Raw genomic sequence first — 18,707 nt, forward strand, 5'->3', positions numbered from 1 at the left:
CTACATCAGATAAACGTGACGGGTTCCTCCTCGAGCGATCCGCGTCAACCTCGTAGAATACAAATGACAGTGCTGACCGATCGCACGTGAGATATTTTGCCCGGGCGCCTTTGCCCCTTGAAGAAGAACCGCGATCGGCTGCAATTTCCAACGGGTTTTTCCCAGAACAGGTTGATCGTGACTTCACCGTCTGACTACTCTGCTGGCGTCGTACGTTTGGGCTCAATCAAAGCCCCTTCGACCCAAGAAGATGAAACCACCCCCGATATTACGAACTCGGGAAATGAAACATACGAAGCGAAGTCTTTCGCTGATTTCGGGGTCAGTGACCCCATTGTTGATGCGCTTGAAGAACGCGGCATCACTCACCCCTTCCCTATCCAGGCACTGACTCTTCCCGTCGCTCTGGATCGCCACGACATCATCGGTCAGGCAAAAACCGGTACCGGTAAGACTCTGGGATTCGGCATCCCAGTATTGGAGGACGTCATCGCCCCGGATGAAGAGGGCTACGAGGACCTTCTCAACCCAAATATGCCTCAGGCGCTCATTATTTTGCCGACCCGTGAGCTCACCAAGCAGGTGGCCGAGGACCTCCGCACAGCGGCTTCTAAGCTCTCAACACGCATTGTTGACATCTACGGTGGTGTCGCATTTGAACCACAGATTGAGGCACTCAAGCGAGGGGCGGATATCGTCGTCGGCACCCCCGGACGCTTAATTGACCTGCTGCGTCAAGGCGTATTGCACCTGAACGGCGTGGAGAACGTTGTCCTTGACGAGGCCGACGAAATGCTTGACTTGGGCTTCCTCCCCGACGTGGAGACCTTGCTTTCGCGCATTCCCGCGGACCGTCACATGATGCTCTTCTCGGCAACTATGCCCGGGCCGGTGATCACGCTGGCTCGCAAGTTCATGACCCAGCCGACCCACATCCGCGCGCAGGATCCCGATGACCAAGGTCAGACCGTCAACACGGTCCAGCAGGTCATTTACCGCACTCACGCCATGAATAAGACCGAGGTCGTGGCTCGCATCCTGCAGGCACGAGGCCGCGGTCGCGCAGTGATTTTCTGCCGCACCAAGCGCGCCGCTGCGCGCGTTGCTGATGAGCTCACCGAGCGCGGTTTTGCGGTTGCTGCCCTTCACGGCGATCTTGGTCAGGGTGCGCGTGAGCAGGCTCTGCGCGCCTTCCGCAATGGCAAGGTCGATGTTTTGGTCGCAACGGATGTTGCCGCACGCGGTATCGACGTTGACGATGTCACCCACGTCATCAACTACCAGTGCCCCGAAGACGAGAAGGTCTACATTCACCGCATTGGCCGTACTGGTCGCGCCGGTAATTCGGGCACAGCGGTAACTTTCGTGGATTGGGATGATGTTCCGCGCTGGTCGTTGATCTCGAAGGCTTTGGGCTTGGGAGTTCCCGAGCCTCTGGAGACCTACCACACCTCGCCGCACCTGTACACGGACTTGGATATTCCCGAGGACGTTACAGGACGTCTTCCACGCGCGCAGCGTACGCGCGAGGGGCTGAGCGCAGAGAAGATTGAGGACTTGGGTGGTTCCTCGCGTGGTGGCCGAGGCCGAGGCCGCGGTGGCCGTTCATCTGCCCGCTCGGGAGGCCGCGGGGAGCGTTCAACTTCTGGCGAACGTACCCGCACCCGACGCCGTACCCGCAAGGATGGCGATCAGACACTGAATTCCGGAAAGCAAGGACGTTCTGACCGCGGAACCAAGGGCCGAGGCCGAGGCGAGCACTCCCCCGCTCCGCGTAAGCGGGTGCGCCGCCGTAAGGGCAGCGAAGAGTAAGGCGTGCGTTTACCGGCCGAGGAAAGGCATGGTGTTTGCGCGTAAGACAGGGTTCGCAAGCACCCAGTGAACAGCGGCTTCCCTCAAGACATCGCTGGCCTCGGTTGATTTTCCACCGCGAAGGTCCCCCACTGCTTGCTTGGCGCGCACAAGCACGTCTGCACTGAGGGGGACCTGGCAGGAGGATTCAGACCCCAACTACACCCCCAATTATGAAGAGCCCCTATTATGTATATGGTAGACCAAGTGAGCAATATAGATTCTGACCCACGAGAATTAATAAGCTTATATACTGCTATCTCATTTTTACCAACTCAATTAGTGGGTTTTGAAAGTCCATTATGGCAGACTCTATATGATGCGTATGAACGTGTTACCGGTCGAACTGTTATAAATCGGTACTCTAATGATAGTTATATGGGAAAACGCGAGTCCGCTCATATGAGCCCCGTAGAGGTTGCTAAAGGTGGGGCTTTGCGTGGAAATCCGGTATATGACAATATACGGTTCGGTGCACAAATTACACTTTCACAAGCCGGCCTATACACAGTAGATGATTTTAAAACAATTACTAAACAAGAAGTATTGATGCTACCGAGCATTGGTAAAAAAACAGTGGAACAACTAGAGCATAATGGTGTTATATTTAAAGCCTAAGATGCGACTTGAATTTAATAGCGATCCTAGGATAACGAAGGGCTGTTTGTCTTTTTCATAATTAATATAATCCCTTTGATGAGTATCTTGGTACTGATCAAGGGGATTTTAAATTACTACAGGGTTGTACTAATTTTTGTCCTATAACCCCATTATTACGCTAATGTTAGAGCGTTGGGCTAGTTGCTAAATAAAAGAGCTAGAAAAGCGTCTAACCACTTGCAAATGTAGTAGGCGAATACATTTACCATGACGGCTAGCCAAAACAAATAAAATAGCTGCCACAAATACGAAATAGACATCGTAATTTATGACAGCTATTTGGCAGTACATGGTCGATCTTATAGTGTAATTATTTAGTTATATTCTATTTTATAAAAGCCTCACCGATGGAATAAATTCCGTCAAATAAGAAACCGAAAGCGATAAAGTAGATAAATACCACACCGGAAGCAATCGGCTGGAATATGAGTAATAGGCCTAATAGTAAAAGAATTAGTGCAAGCCATTTTGCATTGCGTCCCATGAGTGATACCATGCTGTCGGACTTTCTTGATTTAATGAAAATAAAGATGGCTTCAATTACCATCCAGATGCCGATTGTGATTGGGAGTACTAATGGTAGGAATGCAAATCCGCCGAATATTAAATAGATACCGAATAGAGCATCGATAATGCCGCTGATAAGATACCAGCCGCTACGTAATTCAGACGGTAACGTAAAATAATTTATAATAGAGCTGACCGCCCTGACGAAAAAGATAATAGAAAAAAGCCAGGCATAAGCTACGAGATAAATAACGGGATTTAAGAGTAAGAATATCCCCAGGATAATGCTTACAATACCCGATAAAATAAAGAAGAATTTGCTTGAACCACTCACAATAGTTCCTCCTATCATGTGTACTGCTTATTTACGGTATACGTGAGATCATGGGGGATGTCAAATTGTAACGATAAAACTGTGTTTTCACAAAACTCACATGTCCATCCTGTTGACACAGTTCTATAGAATACCGTATAATACCGGCTCTTCGCATTTGAGGGTGTAGGTGTTGTGGGCGGGGTTGGGCGTGTCGTGGCTGGGTAGGGGTCGAGGTCTTCCGATGATGGGGGTTCCTACACCGTCCATCTGAAAGACCTCGACATGGCCAATACTATCTTTGATCGCCCTGATCTGAGCGTGTTCACGCGCCTGGGCCTGTGCGCAAGTTGTTGACGGTTTGTTTATGCGGCCGTTGTCCAGGCCGCTTGGTGTAGTTCGTATTCGATGGGGGATCTGCCGCCGAGGCTGGTGTCGACGCTGCGGGTGCCAGGGCATTTCTCGTGACACGGTGGTCAGGCGCTTGGCGCATGAGCCCTGCGGGTGGCGTCCCACGATCTTGCATGTGAGCGTGCGCCGCTACCGGTGCCCAGAGTGTGCTCACGTGTGGCGTCAAGACATGAGTCAAGCGGCCGATCCGCGCGCGAAGCTCTCGCGTGCGGCGGTGCGCTGGGCACTGACGGGCCTGGTGGTCCACCATCTGACGGTGGCGCGCGTCGCCCAGGCCCTAGGCGTGTCCTGGAATACCGCCAATACTGCTGTCCTGGCTGAAGGGGCGCGCCTGCTGATCAATGATCCAGCACGGTGTGAAGGCGTGCGTGTCATTGGCGTGGATGAACACGTGTGGCGCCACACCCCCTACGGCGACAAATACGTCACCGTCATCTTGGATTTGACACCCATCCGAGAACGCAGCGGCCCCTCGCGCCTCTTGGACATGGTCCCGGGCCGCTCCAAGCGGGTTTTCAAAACCTGGCTGGCCTCCCAGCCCCACACCTGGCGCGAACGCATTGAGATCGTCGCGATGGATGGATTCACCGGATTCAAAAGCGCAGCCGCTGAAGAACTCCCCGGCGCGAGGGCGGTCATGGATCCCTTCCATGTCGTGCGCCTGGCCGGTGATGCTCTCGATGAGTGCCGCAGGCGCATCCAGCAAGAACTCCACCATCGGCGCGGGCGTGCCACGGATCCCCTGTACAAGGCCCGCAGGATGTTACACACCAGATCTTGCCTGCTCACGCCACGCCAGCAACACCAGATCCTCGACCTGTTCGCCAGCGATTACCACGTCGCCCTCGAAGTCACTTGGAGCGTCTACCAGAACATCACCTGGCGCCTATCGTGATCCCAACAAAATCCGCGGTAAGGCCCTGATGCAAGCCGAAATCAATACACTGACCTCCACGCGCGTACCGAGGGGCCTAACCGAGCTCATAACGCTGGGCAGGACACTCAAACGCCGAGCCGGGGACATCTTGGCCTACTTCGACCACCCCCACACCAGCAATGGCCCTACCGAAGCGATCAACGGACGTCTCGAACACCTACGCGGATCCGCACTCGGATTCCGAAACCTCACCAACTACATCACCCGAGCACTCCTCGAAACAGGAGGATTCAGACCCCAACTACACCCCCAATTATGAAGAGCCGTTAAAGGTCGGTTCCCAGTTAATGCCGCCATTGTCGTAGACCTCGTAGGCGACCTTGCCCGTGATCCTGATGGCTTCGCCTTGAAGTGTCTCGGCCTGATTATCAAGTGGAACGAGCAAGTCCCAGAGTTCGCCAGAAAGCTTCTTCCAGCTCTTTGAAGAATCGAGCTCAAGCTTTTCTCCAACGCTTGGTGCCGGACGTGCAACTTGCTGAGCGACGCCAAACATTTCACACAGCTGCCGCAAGGCTTCCGCGGCTTCAAGGAAGCGGGGATTGTTAGCGTCTTCGAGGCTGTGTGCGATGATCGAGCAGCGATCTTTATCCATGGCTTGAAGAGCTTTGTATTCCTCGCCGCTTAGGTGCGCGCCGTGGGCACGCAAGACATTGAAAATACGCAGGATTCTGGGAGAATCGAACAAGTTGTACCAACTCAGCGCGTACTTCGTCAGCGTGTAGTCCCCATAGATTATTGAATGCGCATCAAGAGTGGGGTCAGCACCCCATTGGATCATCTGTTCCACCTCGGGCGCGTCTTGGCGTTCGACAGCGCCGAACAACGGAGTTTGGTCCGCGTTATCTCGGGCATTGATATCGCCGCCAAGGGCAATGAGACCGGGGATCAGATCGGGTCGACGGTTCTTAACGCGGCAGTGAATGGGGGTTTGTCCGCGTTCATTGCGACAGTTGATGTCCTCGCCTCGAACGACCAAGAACTCGACAATCTCTTGCGAGCAGAGGAGGTGCAAAAGCTTGGGCTTTCCGTATTCACTTCGCAGGTATGCGCCAATCTCGCAGTTTTTCACTGCCTCAGCCACGGCCTCGACGTCCCCGCTTGCGAGGATTTCTTTGATGTCGTTGGGGAGAGTTTTGCGCATACCAGCCTCCGTGTGAACGTTATTCTTCAAGAATGGCGTCTTGACTCACGCCTCTATTCAGAACGCACTCCAAGTTTTATGTAAGCGACTCATCGGTGTTTGGTCATTCGTATTCCAATCGCCTGGATCGTCCAAACGACAGCACCTCCAAGGACAGCAGCCGCAAAGCTTCCACGAGAGCTATGACGCTGCGCTACGGATGCTGGTGGCTCAGCAGAGGAGGGTAGCACTGCAGTTTCTAGCTCTTGTCCTGGCAGATTCTGCTGATTCTGAGCGCCTTCTAGAGAATCTGAAAGCGATCCAGATTCTCTCGCATTAGTACCATCACCCGTGAGCCAACTAATGAAACGCTCGATTGTAGGTGAGAGCATACTGACGAAAAATAGAACCATTAATGCCGTTGAAAACGCAATAGCCATTGTGAACACCGGGATTGTTCCAATTGCTTGCGTTTCGCATTGCGCCTTGATAGACGTGTCTTCCGGTAGCGGGGGCGCGCAAGTTGCTCGCACTAACGCATATGAGTCGAGCAACTTAGGGAGAAGAATACTGATGACGAACAGGATACCGCCGACACCGATACGAATTTTATTCCGGTACTTATCATTCATCACCGACAGGATCTGAAGTATCGCGCCGAACGGGAAAAGCACCCAAATAAAGACTGCTTCATAAAGGGAAACAACTCCCGGTTCTGGCTTACCGAGAAAAAAGGCTAAAGCACTCCCTCCAGCAAGGTCTAATACGATACAAAATACCCCCAAAAGAACGGTAAAATTTACCAACTGGACTGTTAGATACAGCCGCTTCGACGCCTCGATCACTCCCGTCCTGCAAAATGCAATAGTCACGGGAATTAATAGGGGTAAAAAATACCAGGCAGCATATATACGTTCAGTACCCTCGACGGCCTGAGTCCTAATCTCTGCAAGCGTTCCCCAAACACAGCAAATCATAAGAGCCAAAAGACCGACCCAGATAAACCCGTAGACAGTAGCGGTAAATAGCTTGCTTGGTTTGCGTCGACTCTGAACACTCATAAGCAGATTCTAGATCCAACCAATATTGCAATTTTCTTCTCACACGGTTTACAAAGTGCGATGCACAATTAGAAGCAAAAGCTTCCACAACTTTCGCTACAAATCTGTATCAAAGACGAACTGATGGACCAACGAACTCACAAGTACATGACATACACAAGCGTCCGGCAGTGTTTCCACCGCCGGACGCTTCAACTCCCTCGATGAACCTGCGCGATCCCGTACTGATGAATGAACGCAAGCTCTCAAAGTGAGCGGTCTATATCTCCTGATCAGCCAACGCGGGTGATCTTGACGATCGCACCTTCATTACTGACGGCAACCAGCTCGTAAGAAAAATCGCCCTCAAGAGTCATGTCGATCTGGTTGAGAAGCGGCGTGGGCACGTGAGGTGCAACCAGCTCCATGGCCTCGCCGACGTTCAAAGAAGAAACTGCGCCCAAAATCGCGGGGTGACGCAGACGAGGCGGGAAGGGACGTGCATCCAAGCGCGGAAGCTGAGCACCGTGATCGCAACCGCAACCGCATCCTCCGGACTGAGCAGGCTCCTGAGCCTTTTCGGCAGAAACATCACGAAGTTCGAATTCGGGCAGGTCGGAATTAGGTTCGATCATGAGATCCCTTTCGTGGGGCTCGGCGACTAAATGAAGCGCCTGAGCAACAGCTTCTAATAAAACATAGTTTATACGTTTTTATTTGCTGAGCCCCAACGGGAGGCGTGAGCTAGAAAGCACACTTATTTCCACTCCCTACAAGCAGGTTTCACATCACGTTAAAGGCCATTCCCAGAGCGACTAGGAGATTTGCCAAAGAGTGCAGCATCCAACTAGGGATCACAGAACCACCCGCCGCTTGTTCGTTCAGCCACCCCATAATCCAGCCATTGATTCCAGTAAGGACCGTGATGGCGACAAGACTCAATACGGGGAGATAGTTGATAAACAACAGCAAGTGAAGAAGAGCAAACACAGTGGCTTGAATGGCGTTTCCAAGGGGAAACCCAAAGGACGCACATAGGCGCTTAGCTAAGAAACCCCGGAAGAAAAGTTCCTCAGCCAATCCGGTCTGAATAAAGGCGTAGAGAAGGATCGGGACGACTGCAAGAAGTCCAGCACCCATAAAACGCGAGGTCGCCAGAGCGCCCCATACCGAACTTGCAATCCGAAGTGACGCCAGTGAGACAGCGACCCAGCAGACCAAGGCGATGCCCAGTTGTTTCTGCGAAACGCGCTGAACTGGACCGATTTTCCATGTCGGAACATAAAGACCAATCCAGGTCGCAAATTCCAGGCGACGTTTAGTTGTCACAGCCCACCAAATCGCTGGAATCAGCAGAGCAATTCCCAACTGAACGAAAGATGAAATAAAAGTCGCGAAGAGCATGGGTTTTTCCTGTCACACAAGCAGATAACTCTCAAAGAATACAGCTGTGCCCGGGACGCAGGTTAATGCATCCCGGGCAGTACACCACTTATTGGCCAGCTCTTTTAACGCAATGAGGTCCGCTTTTCAATCGAGCGCGAGGCCCACACTGCTAGGAATAGCGCGAAGAGAGGGACCAGAATGCACGCGCCCATTCCCCAAACATTCGGATATCCATCGGTTCCCAAAGTCGCACGATATGACGTCCACATGACCTCGGTACTGAATTGACCGTCAGGAGTCATCGAGAAGGGCATGAAGAAGGTTCCAATTCCACTCAAAACCTGGTCAACAATGTAAAGCAGGACCAATCCGATAGCCACCGCACCAAAGCCCATGTGGTTGAAGCGTCCTTCGGCCGCAAGACTCATGACCGCACAGACCTGAAGAATCAGCGCAAGACACGAAACGATCCATGCAATAAACAGGATCACAAGCACCAGAGTCGAAAAAGTCGCAAATAGCGAACGCGGGCCGGCAGTGTAGTCGGCGAGGGTGATTCCCTGACTCCATGCCGCTGCCCATGCAACTGCAATGCCTCCGCCGATGGCTAAGGCAAGTGCGACGAGGAACTCGATGATCATTCGGCTGACCTTTGCCCAGTAGATCACGGCACCTGACACGGGCAGGGTCATGGTGAAGTACCCCCGTTGTCCATACAGAGTCTTCCAGTAGTCACTCATTCCGCTGATCGCTATCCCCACAGGAATCGCTACGCACATCAGGTAGCCAAACATAGTCATCGTCCCGCTCAGTCCCGGGACTCCACTTGCAACGACACCGACCGTTACAACAAGGATCGCAAGCAGAGTCCCCATTTCGCGAAGATCAGCGCGCATGCGACTACCGATTTCATAAGACAGCATTTTCCCAAACATCAGCGGTACTCCTTCCGGAAGATAGCGTCGAGCGAATCACCGTGCGTAGCGCGCAGGTCATCGGCATCGCCTTGCAGGAGAACTTGCCCTTCCTTCATGAAGAGCGCATAGTCAACGAAATGCTCGATGTCGGAGATGAGGTGGGTTGACATGATGAGCAGCGACTCAGGATCAAACTCACGCAAAATACCCTCGAGGATAATGTCGCGAGTTGCCGGGTCTACTCCACTGATCGGCTCATCCAACAAGAAAACCTTGGCTTTACGTGCCATGATCAGGCTGATTTGAAGCTTCTCCGCCATTCCCTTACTCATCTCACTGAGCGGCCGTCCCTCGGGGAGCTCAAAGAAATCAACCATGGTTCGCGCTCTTTCCGGTTCAAAATCAGCAAAGAAACGCGAGTAGATGTTAATCGCACGCTCCACGGTCCATTCGCCGTTAAGGAATGCTGCCGAAGGCAGGTAGGACACGATGGCTTTTGTATCGATTCCAGGTTTGTGCCCATCGATACTCACCTGCCCTTGGTAATCATTCAATACGCCTGCAAGGATTTTCAGCAGCGTCGTTTTTCCACATCCGTTGGGACCCATCAGACCGACGATGTGCCCGGAATCCAGTGACAGCGAATAGTCCCGCAGAGCTGGCGTTTTCCGGTAATGCTTCGTGAGATGCTCAACGTGGACGAGGCCTTGCCCCGTACACGTTCCGCGCTCAGTTTGTGTGGTCATGAGTTTGCCTCCTTGGCTACTTCTCCGTGGCATCCCAGCGTTGATCAATCAGAGCCCGAGCACCTTCCAGATCGATTCCCAGTGAACGACATGCTCGAATGTAGGCATCTGCCGCAAGATGCGCGTCGTTCTTCCGCAGAGCATGCAGAGCGCGCTCATCAGTTGCGACAAAGCGCCCTGCGGTCCGTTTCGGGACCGTCAGTCCTTCTTCGTCAAGTGCACTCAGGGCTCGCTGAACGGTATTGGGATTGGTGCCTGCCTCGATCGCGAGATCACGCACGGAGGGGATCTTTTCGCCAGGTTTCCACGTACCGTCGGTAATACGACCGCGGAACGAATCAGCTAATTGGATCCAGATTGGACGGGTGTCATCGATGCGCATCGATGTATCCCTCCTGTCTATCTGTATTAATACACTAATACAGTGCCACACTATCGAAACTGTGTCAATACAGTAATACAGTTTGCTCAGAAAACGAACAACAGCAAACGCCCCGTTGGGAAATCCCAACGGGGCGTTACGGCATTAAGCCATGCAGCCAGCCTTAAACAGGCCGCTTTTTACGCATTCACGCAATCGGTTCGGCGTTGATGTGCCAGACTTCGCGAGCGTAGTCACTGATGGTTCGGTCAGAGGAGAAACGACCGGAACGCGTGATATTGATCCAGGCCTTGCGCGACCAGGCTTCCTGATCGCGGTAATCCTGTGCCATGCGATCCTTCGTCTCACGGTAGGAAGCGAAGTCACCCAAGACGTAGTACACGTCAGCAGGCTCGTATCCCGATTCCAGAAGCGACCAACGCAGATCATGGAACCAACCGGAGTTAGAGTCATCCAAGGTGCCATCGGTCAAAGCATCGATCACGCGCTTCAAGCCAGGCACGTTCTCGTAGTGCCAACGAGGATCGTAGTGGCGACGCAGTTCGGGAAGCTCATCATCGGTTGCACCGAAGATATAGGCGTTCTCCTCCCCCACGGCCTCGAGAATCTCAACGTTTGCACCATCCAAGGTTCCCAAGGTCAGCGCACCGTTCATCATGAACTTCATGTTCGAGGTACCGGAAGCTTCCTTACCAGCCATCGAGATCTGCTCAGAGATATCCGCGGCAGGAATGATGTGCTCGGCGGGCGAAACATTGTAGTTGTGAACGAAAACAACCTTGATGCGGCCATTGATATCCAGATCATTGTTGACCAGGTCGGCAATGGTGTTAATCAGCTTGATAATCGCCTTTGCGCGAATGTAGCCGGGGGCAGCCTTCGCGCCGAAGATGAACACGCGCTTAGGAACATCCAAAGCCGGATTGTCCTTGATGCGGAAGTACAGATCCAAGACGTAGAACGCGTTAAGCAGCTGACGCTTGTACTCGTGCAGGCGCTTGATCTGGACGTCGTAAATTGCATCTGGGTCGATCTCGACGCCCTCGCGGTCCTTGATCCATGCGGCAAAGTCAACCTTATTCGCATGCTTGATCTGAGCCAGACGAGCGTAGAGCTCCGAGTTACCCGCACCCGTGTACTCAGAGAGCGCATCGAGGTCGGTCACCCAGCGATCCGAGCCGGTCACTTCATCGAGAAGTGTTGCCAAACGGGGGTTGCACTGCTTGAGCCAACGACGCGGAGTCACGCCATTGGTCTTATTGTTGAAGCGCTCAGGCCAAATCGCGTACCACTCTTTGAGCGTCTCACGCTTAATGATTTCAGTGTGCAGCGCGGCAACACCGTTGATCGAGTACGAGGCGTAGCAGGCGATCCAGGCCATGCGGACCGTGTTGCCAGCGACGGGAGCCATGTAGTCAATGGTCGCGCCATCAACACCGCGCTCGGACATGTCCTGGCGGAAGCGACGGTCGATCTCTCGGACGATTTCAGAAATACGCGGGAAGAGACGATCGAAGATGTGGATATCCCAGGTCTCAAGCGCCTCGGCCAAAACCGTGTGGTTCGTGTACGCAAAGGTACGTGAGACAACATCCCATGCATCTTCCCAACCCAAGCCATGCTCATCCATCAGAATGCGCATGAGCTCGGGAATCGCAAGAACAGGGTGAGTGTCATTGAGCTGGATGGCGTTGTACTCTGCAAAACCGCGCAGGTCCGAACCGTGCTCAGCAACGTAGTTATCCACAATGGCCTGCAGCGACGCAGAGCAGAAGAAGTACTGCTGGCGAACACGCAGGACCTTACCTTCAAAGGTCGTGTCATTCGGGTAAAGAACACGCGAGATATCCATGGTGCGCTCGCGGTCGACAATCGCGTCGGTAAAGCGCTGCGAATTGAACGCGTCGTAGTCGAACTCTTCCATGGGCTCGGCCTTCCACAGACGCAAAGTATTGACGTTCTGGGTGCCGTAACCGGTAATCGGCATGTCATAAGGAATCGCGCGAACAGTCAGATCCGCGTAGCGAACAATGCGCTGTTCTTCTTCGCGACGAATGACGAAGGGGTAGCCCTCTTCCATCCAAGGATCAGGGTGCTCAGTCTGGAAACCATTGTCGAAGAGCTGCTTGAAGAGTCCGTAGCGGTACAAGATGCCATAACCGGCAACGGGCAGGTCCAAGGTCGCGCAAGAATCCAGGAAGCACGCTGCCAGACGGCCAAGACCACCATTACCCAAAGCGGCATCGGGTTCTTCTTCCAGAACCACGGACAGATCCTTGCCCAGTGCAGCCAAGGCCTCGCGGGCCTCGTCAACCATGCCAAGGTTGGAGAGGTTATTGAGCAACGCACGTCCCATAAGGAACTCTGCGGAGAAGTAGTGTTCCATACGGCCCACTGCGTAGGTGCGCTCAGTTGCATGCCAGCGGTCAGCAATACGATCAATGATTGCCGCCGAAAGGCCCTGCCACGCTTCCATCTCGGTCGAGACGCGCTCCGGGCGTCCGGAAACTGCGCGTACCTGGGACTTCAGCTGTTCCTCTAAGGACCGGCTCATAAAATCTCTCCTTGCGATTGACTCAGCACTACCGGTAGCACTGGAATAAGCCTACTGTAGCCCCACAAAGCGGGGCGAGATAAAAAAGATGACGGACTGTCAACCTGACTAGTGAATGATTCCAGCGTTCTTAATAAAGTCGAAAACGCCACCCATGACCAGTTCGGTTGCAATAGCGGCCAAAAGCACACCGGAAATCTTCGTGAGCAACATAATGCCGCCTGTTCCCAGGAAGCGTGAAAGCTCCAAAGCGAAACGCATCGACAGCCAGATCACTACGTGGGTTGCAACGACTGCGCCGACAACACCAACAATGGAACCAACTGTGTGGGCCTGTGCCATCGACACCATCACAGCAACAATCGCACCCGGACCCGCAAGCAGCGGAATCCCCAGCGGAACCAATGCAACATTGACTGCGTCATCACCGGTATCGGGCTGCTCCATGTCGCTGGAGGTCAACAGCTCCATCGCCACCAAGAACAACAGCACGCCACCGGAAAGTTTCAAAGATTCCATTGAAATATGGAGTGCGCGCAAAATCTGCTGCCCAAGGAAAGCGAAAGTAAGGATGACTCCGAAAGACACCAGCGAGGCTTGGAAAGCCGCTTTACGCTGAGCAGTGCGTGAGAGCTTGGAGGTCAGCCCCAAGAAGACAGGCATTAAGCCCATAGGGTCCAAAATGACGATCAGGGTCGCAAAAGTCGTCAACAAGACCGTAATGTCCACAACAGAACCGATACTCATGGGTGCAGGACCTCTAAAAACGCTTCCTCTTCAAGTTTGTTCAGCACCGACTGATCCGTTAGGTTTTCACCAAGTTGATTCGGCTTTCCTAGGCCGTGATAGTCGGAGGAACCAAATACTTCCAGCTTCAAACGGCGTGCGATCCGCTCCACATCGGCTCGATCCTCTTCGGTATGATCACGATGATCGCGTTCAATCCCGAACAGGCCCGCGTCCTTCATCATATCAATGACTTCCTCGGGCAGAAGCCTTTGGCGAGCCCGCGCGCGCGGATGCGCCAGCACAGGGACTCCCCCGGCGGCTCGAACCAGCTCCACAGCATCGACGGGGTCGGGTGCCCAGTGCATGACGTAATACTTACTAGAAGGATGCAGAGTCTGCGAAAAAACGGCACTGCGATCAGGAAAAGCGCCTACTTCAACCAAGGCATCCGCAATATGCGGACGCCCAACCGGTCCATCTTCAGGAGCAAGAGCGCGCACTTGCTCCCACGTGATTGGGTAGTCTTCTGCGAGGCGTTCAACAATTTTCTGCGCGCGCGTGAGACGCGACTCAGTCGCACGACGCTGCACTGCAACCAGGGCCTCGTTCGCGGGATCGGGAAGGTATCCCAAAAGGTGAACGGTGATCCCCTCACGCGCGCAGGACAACTCCACCCCGCGCACCAAGGACACTCCACTTCGCTCAACGCACGCTGCGGCCTCGTCCCAGCCAGCGTAGGTGTCGTGATCGGTCAGCCCCACGACATCCAAATGCGCCTGGCGCGCCTTCTCCATGAGTTCTGCGGGAGTATCAGTTCCGTCCGAATACGCACTGTGTGTATGAAGATCGATCCTGGTCATGTATTTAGAATACGGTCCGCGTAGCACGCCGCACGGGGAAAGTGAGACCATGACACTATGACTACGACTGAAACAACCTCCGCGGAAGAAGCACCCGATTCTTTGGCTGAGCGCGTGAATAATCGCTCGCGCCGTCCATCCTCAGATGCATTCCGAGAATTCATGGGCTCCCAGTGGGGGCCGCGTCCTGATCCGGGTATTACTCGATCGGCCGTTGCCGACTACCTTCCCGCGCGCGCAATAGCAGCCGGAGAGCCTTTCGCCGGCGAACGACTGGTCATCCCCGCAGGCACCTACAAGGTTCGTTCAAACGACTGCACCTACCGTTTCCGCGCATACTCAGCATTCGCTCACCTCTCCGGTCTTGGGCAAGAGCGCGAACCCGATTCGGTGATTGTCCTCGAGCCTCTTCCCGAAGGCGGTCACGAGGCAGTGCTGTACTTCAAGCCTCGCACTTCCCGTTCTTCCCAAGAGTTCTACTCCGACTCACGCTACGGCGAATTTTGGGTGGGTGCCCGCCCGTCCCTCGAGGAGGTTTCAGCCGAAACCGGTTTGCGTTGCGAGCACATCGACACCCTTCGCGACGCTCTGGCCAAGGATGCGGGAATCGTTCGTTTGCGCGTGGTTCGCAATGTCGACGAGGCCGTGGAAGCCATGGTCAACGAGGTTCGCATGCAAGCAGGCCTGCCATTTGGTGGGGACGCTGCCGAAACAGATGACGCCCTAGAAGAGCGTCTCTCCGAAATTCGCCTGTGCAAGGACGAATTTGAGATCTCTGAGCTGCGTCGCGCAGTCGAGATCACAAAGGCTGGATTCGAAGATATCCTTCGTTCACTGCCTCGAGCCGTTGGTCATCGCCGCGGCGAACGCGTCATTGAGGGAGCTTTCGGAGCGGTAGCCCGCGAAGAAGGAAACGGCCTGGGCTACGACACCATCGCCGCCTCGGGCAACCACGCGAACACCCTGCACTGGATCGATAACGATGGCCCAGTCAACGACGGCGACCTAGTTTTGGTTGATGCCGGTGTCGAGGTTGATTCGCTCTACACCGCAGACATCACCCGCACGCTCCCCGTCAATGGAACCTTCTCCCCCACTCAGGCCAAGGTTTACCAAGCGGTTTTGGATGCCTGCGAGGCCGCACTCGAGCGCGCGAACCAACCCGGAACCCGCTTCCGCGATGTTCACGATGCCGCGATGAAGGTTATTGCCGCACGCCTGGAAGAATGGGGCCTGCTGCCCGTCAGCGCAGAAGAGTCGCTTTCTCCCGATGGCCAGCAACACCGTCGCTGGATGCCTCACGGCACCAGCCACCACTTGGGGTTGGATGTTCACGACTGCGCTCAGGCCCGTCGCGAAATGTACCAGGATGCGCTATTGGAACCCGGAATGTGCTTCACCATCGAACCCGGTTTGTACTTCCGCGCCGATGACATGGCCATCCCCGAGGAATTCCGCGGAATTGGCGTGCGCATTGAGGACGATGTTCTGGTGAACGCTGATGGCAGCGTTACCCGAATCTCGGAAGATATCCCGCGAACCATTGCCGATGTCGAGGCATGGATTGCCAGCGCTCAGGGACGCGCATAAGTTTGAATGCACAAGTGGCCTCGTCCCAGCCGGGACGAGGCCACTTCGCGTATATACGTCAGTTCTGGGGATTGGTTTGCGAGCTTTCGTCGTCGCGTTGTTCCGTGCCGGCAGCGCTGGCGTCAGTTTCTGGCAGTTGCGACAAACGCACTCCAAAACGCGGCTTTTCATCGGGACGCGAGCCGTACTCAGTCGGGCCGCTGCTTTCGCGTACCGGGCGAACTCGACGCGGGCGCATCTGATTACCTTCGGTCTTCTGCAGAAGATCGAAAGCTTCACGAATGCGATCACTACCAGCAGCCTTCGAAATGATCACCGCATAGCGACCAGCGACTACCTGGGACTGAGAATAAAACTCCCCTCGGCGCCGGCGGATCAAGAACATTGCAGTGCTTAAACACGATGTGATCAGGGCACCCGCCAACATGCAGGCACCCACCCAGACCATCGTGTTTCCTTGATTGACAGAGAGCACGATGCCGATCATGGCACCCCAGAGCGCGCCGTTCATCACCGCCTGGGAAACCGCTCGAGCCCAAGTCACACGCCCGATAATTCGCTCAACCGAATAGAGGTCGGTACCAACCACACTGACGTTCTCAACCTCAAAGTCATTGTTGGACAAGACCTCAAGCGCTGCCAAAGCCTGATCGTAAGAGGCATAGGAAGCAACTTCGGTGCCGTCAGGCAGGCTTCCACCCCCACGGGTCCGCCGGGTTCCGCTCACAGGTACGCTCATACTTTTCCCTTTCGTATTCTGCCATCGTAGCGAGAACTTCCCTGCCGTGGGCGGGTAAGAAGTTCGCTCTGGGGATAAACTGGCCGGGTGAGCAGTGCACCTATGAACGTCGGAACAACCGGACGCCGAATCTACATCGGCAAGCTTGCCGGTACCTCCGTCTTTGACCCGTTGGGCGAGAAAGTCGGTGTCATTCACGACGTCGTCGTGACATTTCGCCTGAATTCGACCGCCAACGTCATCGGCTTCGTCGTCGAGGTTGGCCCCCGAAAACGCGTATTTCTGCCCTTTACTCGTGTGACGGCAATTGAATCCGGTTCCGTCATCACAACTGGCCTGCTCAATATTCGGTCTTTCAACCAACGCCCCGTTGAAACGCTTGTCATCACTGAGCTTTTCGATCGCGAAGTCACAATGAATGACGGAAGCGGCGTTGTGAAGATCCTTGACGTCGCTATGCAGCAACGCCGCCCTCGTGACTGGATCATCTCCACTCTGCACGTCCAGCGCGTTCGCACAACAACTTTGGGCTTCAAACGCGGTGGAACAACCATGACGGTTCGCATCGATGAGGTCTCTTCACTGCTCAAGACCGATTCAAACCAAGCAGCGACCGCTCTGATTCAACACACGGAAGACATGAAGGCAGCGGACCTCGCAGACTTCATCCACGACCTTCCTACAGAACGACAGCTGGCCGTCGCAACGGAGCTCCCCGACTCACGTCTTGCAGACGTGCTGGAAGAGCTGGGCGAAGACGACCGCGTGTCGATCGTTTCTCAGCTGGAATCCAAGCGCGCTGCGGACGTTTTGGACGCGATGCAGCCAGACGACGCGGCTGACCTCATGTCTGAGCTTCCCGTTGAAACAGCACAGTCTCTGCTGTCCTTGATGGAGCCCGATGAAGCTGCAGACGTTCGTCGACTCATGGCCTACAAGGAATCAACAGCCGGTTCCTTGATGACCACCGAACCGGTCATCTTAGCCCCCGATGCGACTGTGGCTCAGATGCTCGCTTCTATTCGTCGTTCCGACCTTCCGGTTTCTTTGGCCGCAGCTGCTTTTATCGCACGACCGCCCTTGGAAACCCCGACGGGTCAATACTTAGGTGCTGTCCATTTCCAGCGCGCACTTCGCGAACCCCCCAATACGCTTGTGGGGACCATCATGGACACCGACCTCGACAGGCTCTCCCCCGACGCTCACGTCGCGACTGTGACGCGTCTGCTGGCGACATACAACCTGACAGTTCTTCCCGTTGTCGATGAAGACGGGCACCTTCTGGGCGCCGTTTCCGTCGATGACGTTTTGGACGAGCTGCTGCCACGTGACTGGCGTGACTGGGATGATGATGTGACCGACCGAGTAATGGCAAGGAGTATTGATGGCTGATCGTCTTGATACCCCCACCGAGCGGAAGTTTAAGCTTTTTCGCCGCCGTTCCTCTGGCGATGGTTTTGGCCAGTTTGCTGAGGCCACGGCCCGCTTCATGGGTTCGCCGAAGTTCATCCTCTACATGACGATTTTCGTCGTCTCGTGGATTGCCGCGAACGTCCTCCTTTACAAGGTCTCAGAAAAGTACGCGTGGGATCCTTACCCCTTTATTTTGCTGAACCTCGCTTTCTCAACCCAGGCTTCATATTCGGCACCTCTGATCCTTCTTGCACAGAACCGTCAAGATGATCGTGACCGCGTCCAAGCAGAACAAGATCGTCAACGCGCGGAACGCAACCTTGCCGACACCGAGTATCTGACCCGCGAAATTGCTGGTCTTCGCCTTGCGCTACAAGACGTGGCAACGCGCGACTTCGTCCGCTCAGAACTTCGCGATATGCTTAACGACCTGCGCGAGGAACTTGAAGAGCGCGATGAACGTTTTGTGCAGCTAAGCGCACAGGGAAATACGGACCAAGCAGAGGATTCTGCGGATCTGTCTACTCCGCATCACGCCGACAGCTAAACCAG

At 54.5% G+C, this 18,707-nt stretch carries 18 protein-coding genes and 1 pseudogene; 6 read left to right on the forward strand and 13 right to left on the reverse strand.

The window, feature by feature from the left end; genetic code table 11:
• The first annotated feature begins 177 nt into the window (after positions 1-177).
• Positions 178-1,812 (forward strand): DEAD/DEAH box helicase, encoded by a 1,635-nt coding sequence (locus HGAS_RS07715; RefSeq protein WP_019127227.1) that lies wholly within the window; start codon positions 178-180, stop codon positions 1,810-1,812.
• A gap of 9 nt (positions 1,813-1,821) precedes the next feature.
• Here the strand turns inward: HGAS_RS07715 and HGAS_RS08825 are convergent, their stop codons facing one another.
• Entirely contained in the window at positions 1,822-1,962 is a 141-nt protein-coding gene (locus HGAS_RS08825; RefSeq protein ID WP_009408230.1) for a hypothetical protein, read from the reverse strand.
• 96 nt (positions 1,963-2,058) lie between these two features.
• Between HGAS_RS08825 and HGAS_RS08560 the strand changes: the two genes are divergently transcribed.
• Entirely contained in the window at positions 2,059-2,469 is a 411-nt protein-coding gene (locus tag HGAS_RS08560) for a hypothetical protein (RefSeq protein ID WP_199774004.1), read from the forward strand.
• 367 nt (positions 2,470-2,836) lie between these two features.
• On the opposite strand, the gene HGAS_RS07725 is transcribed toward HGAS_RS08560, so the two are convergent.
• Complete coding sequence (locus HGAS_RS07725) at positions 2,837-3,352, reverse strand: DUF308 domain-containing protein (RefSeq protein ID WP_019127229.1); 516 nt, start codon at positions 3,350-3,352, stop codon at positions 2,837-2,839.
• A 264-nt stretch (positions 3,353-3,616) separates the two neighbouring features.
• On the opposite strand from HGAS_RS07725, the pseudogene HGAS_RS08565 reads away from it, so the two are divergent.
• A pseudogene (locus HGAS_RS08565) lies at positions 3,617-4,938 on the forward strand (ISL3 family transposase).
• Here HGAS_RS08565 and HGAS_RS07735 read toward each other — a convergent pair.
• The 10 genes from HGAS_RS07735 to HGAS_RS07780 all read right to left on the reverse strand — a co-directional run bounded on the left by HGAS_RS07735 (position 4,933) and on the right by HGAS_RS07780 (position 14,413).
• On the reverse strand, positions 4,933-5,820 hold the full coding sequence (locus HGAS_RS07735) for an ankyrin repeat domain-containing protein (RefSeq protein WP_009408233.1): 888 nt from the start codon (positions 5,818-5,820) through the stop codon (positions 4,933-4,935). The pseudogene HGAS_RS08565 and the gene HGAS_RS07735 overlap by 6 nt on opposite strands.
• Positions 5,821-5,909: 89 nt before the next feature.
• Entirely contained in the window at positions 5,910-6,860 is a 951-nt protein-coding gene (locus tag HGAS_RS07740; RefSeq protein ID WP_019127231.1) for a hypothetical protein, read from the reverse strand.
• A 272-nt stretch (positions 6,861-7,132) separates the two neighbouring features.
• On the reverse strand, positions 7,133-7,474 hold the full coding sequence (locus HGAS_RS07745) for a DUF2249 domain-containing protein (protein WP_019127232.1): 342 nt from the start codon (positions 7,472-7,474) through the stop codon (positions 7,133-7,135).
• Positions 7,475-7,622: 148 nt separating this feature from the next.
• Positions 7,623-8,243 (reverse strand): CPBP family intramembrane glutamic endopeptidase, encoded by a 621-nt coding sequence (locus tag HGAS_RS07750; RefSeq protein ID WP_019127233.1) that lies wholly within the window; start codon positions 8,241-8,243, stop codon positions 7,623-7,625.
• Between the two features lie 104 nt (positions 8,244-8,347).
• Positions 8,348-9,160, reverse strand: a complete 813-nt coding sequence (locus HGAS_RS07755) for a hypothetical protein (protein ID WP_019127234.1) — start codon at positions 9,158-9,160, stop codon at positions 8,348-8,350.
• Positions 9,160-9,888, reverse strand: a complete 729-nt coding sequence (locus HGAS_RS07760) for an ABC transporter ATP-binding protein (protein WP_019127235.1) — start codon at positions 9,886-9,888, stop codon at positions 9,160-9,162. Before HGAS_RS07760 ends, HGAS_RS07755 begins: the two co-directional genes overlap by 1 nt.
• Positions 9,889-9,904: 16 nt before the next feature.
• On the reverse strand, positions 9,905-10,270 hold the full coding sequence (locus tag HGAS_RS07765) for a GntR family transcriptional regulator (RefSeq protein WP_009408241.1): 366 nt from the start codon (positions 10,268-10,270) through the stop codon (positions 9,905-9,907).
• Positions 10,271-10,457: 187 nt separating this feature from the next.
• Positions 10,458-12,824, reverse strand: a complete 2,367-nt coding sequence (locus HGAS_RS07770) for a glycogen/starch/alpha-glucan phosphorylase (RefSeq protein WP_019127236.1) — start codon at positions 12,822-12,824, stop codon at positions 10,458-10,460.
• Positions 12,825-12,932: 108 nt separating this feature from the next.
• A complete protein-coding gene (locus HGAS_RS07775) occupies positions 12,933-13,571 on the reverse strand; it encodes a MarC family protein (protein ID WP_019127237.1) in 639 nt (212 codons plus the stop codon).
• The gene (locus HGAS_RS07780; RefSeq protein WP_026066724.1) at positions 13,568-14,413 is read right to left on the reverse strand and encodes a PHP domain-containing protein; all 846 of its coding nucleotides are present in this window, start codon (positions 14,411-14,413) and stop codon (positions 13,568-13,570) included. The genes HGAS_RS07775 and HGAS_RS07780 overlap by 4 nt, the downstream gene beginning before the upstream one ends.
• 57 nt (positions 14,414-14,470) lie before the next feature.
• On the opposite strand from HGAS_RS07780, the gene HGAS_RS07785 reads away from it, so the two are divergent.
• The gene (locus HGAS_RS07785) at positions 14,471-16,003 is read left to right on the forward strand and encodes an aminopeptidase P family protein (protein WP_019127239.1); all 1,533 of its coding nucleotides are present in this window, start codon (positions 14,471-14,473) and stop codon (positions 16,001-16,003) included.
• Between the two features lie 58 nt (positions 16,004-16,061).
• On the opposite strand, the gene HGAS_RS08570 is transcribed toward HGAS_RS07785, so the two are convergent.
• Positions 16,062-16,742, reverse strand: coding sequence for a general stress protein (locus HGAS_RS08570; protein WP_081581518.1), 681 nt, complete (start codon positions 16,740-16,742; stop codon positions 16,062-16,064).
• Between the two features lie 102 nt (positions 16,743-16,844).
• Here HGAS_RS08570 and HGAS_RS07795 point away from each other — a divergent pair, with 102 nt between their 5' ends.
• Both HGAS_RS07795 and HGAS_RS07800 read left to right on the forward strand, forming a co-directional pair.
• Entirely contained in the window at positions 16,845-18,134 is a 1,290-nt protein-coding gene (locus HGAS_RS07795) for a magnesium transporter MgtE N-terminal domain-containing protein (protein ID WP_019127241.1), read from the forward strand.
• The gene (locus HGAS_RS07800; protein ID WP_019127242.1) at positions 18,127-18,702 is read left to right on the forward strand and encodes a DUF1003 domain-containing protein; all 576 of its coding nucleotides are present in this window, start codon (positions 18,127-18,129) and stop codon (positions 18,700-18,702) included. Before HGAS_RS07795 ends, HGAS_RS07800 begins: the two co-directional genes overlap by 8 nt.
• Positions 18,703-18,707: the final 5 nt, after the last annotated feature.

The sequence above is a fragment of the Actinomyces sp. ph3 genome (assembly GCF_000308055.1).
In the GTDB taxonomy this organism is placed as follows: domain Bacteria; phylum Actinomycetota; class Actinomycetes; order Actinomycetales; family Actinomycetaceae; genus Pauljensenia.

Bases quoted from the DNA above. Each gene is read 5' to 3' on its own strand.
- HGAS_RS07735 (WP_009408233.1), bottom strand. From the start codon at position 5,820: ATGCGCAAAACTCTCCCCAACGACATCAAAGAAATCCTCGCAAGCGGG.
- HGAS_RS07740 (WP_019127231.1), bottom strand. From the start codon at position 6,860: ATGAGTGTTCAGAGTCGACGCAAACCAAGCAAGCTATTTACCGCTACT.
- HGAS_RS07745 (WP_019127232.1), bottom strand. From the start codon at position 7,474: ATGATCGAACCTAATTCCGACCTGCCCGAATTCGAACTTCGTGATGTT.
- HGAS_RS07750 (WP_019127233.1), bottom strand. From the start codon at position 8,243: ATGCTCTTCGCGACTTTTATTTCATCTTTCGTTCAGTTGGGAATTGCT.
- HGAS_RS07755 (WP_019127234.1), bottom strand. From the start codon at position 9,160: ATGTTTGGGAAAATGCTGTCTTATGAAATCGGTAGTCGCATGCGCGCT.
- HGAS_RS07760 (WP_019127235.1), bottom strand. From the start codon at position 9,888: ATGACCACACAAACTGAGCGCGGAACGTGTACGGGGCAAGGCCTCGTC.
- HGAS_RS07765 (WP_009408241.1), bottom strand. From the start codon at position 10,270: ATGCGCATCGATGACACCCGTCCAATCTGGATCCAATTAGCTGATTCG.
- HGAS_RS07770 (WP_019127236.1), bottom strand. From the start codon at position 12,824: ATGAGCCGGTCCTTAGAGGAACAGCTGAAGTCCCAGGTACGCGCAGTT.
- HGAS_RS07775 (WP_019127237.1), bottom strand. From the start codon at position 13,571: ATGAGTATCGGTTCTGTTGTGGACATTACGGTCTTGTTGACGACTTTT.
- HGAS_RS07780 (WP_026066724.1), bottom strand. From the start codon at position 14,413: ATGACCAGGATCGATCTTCATACACACAGTGCGTATTCGGACGGAACT.
- HGAS_RS07785 (WP_019127239.1), top strand. From the start codon at position 14,471: ATGACTACGACTGAAACAACCTCCGCGGAAGAAGCACCCGATTCTTTG.
- HGAS_RS08570 (WP_081581518.1), bottom strand. From the start codon at position 16,742: ATGAGCGTACCTGTGAGCGGAACCCGGCGGACCCGTGGGGGTGGAAGC.
- HGAS_RS07795 (WP_019127241.1), top strand. From the start codon at position 16,845: ATGAACGTCGGAACAACCGGACGCCGAATCTACATCGGCAAGCTTGCC.
- HGAS_RS07800 (WP_019127242.1), top strand. From the start codon at position 18,127: ATGGCTGATCGTCTTGATACCCCCACCGAGCGGAAGTTTAAGCTTTTT.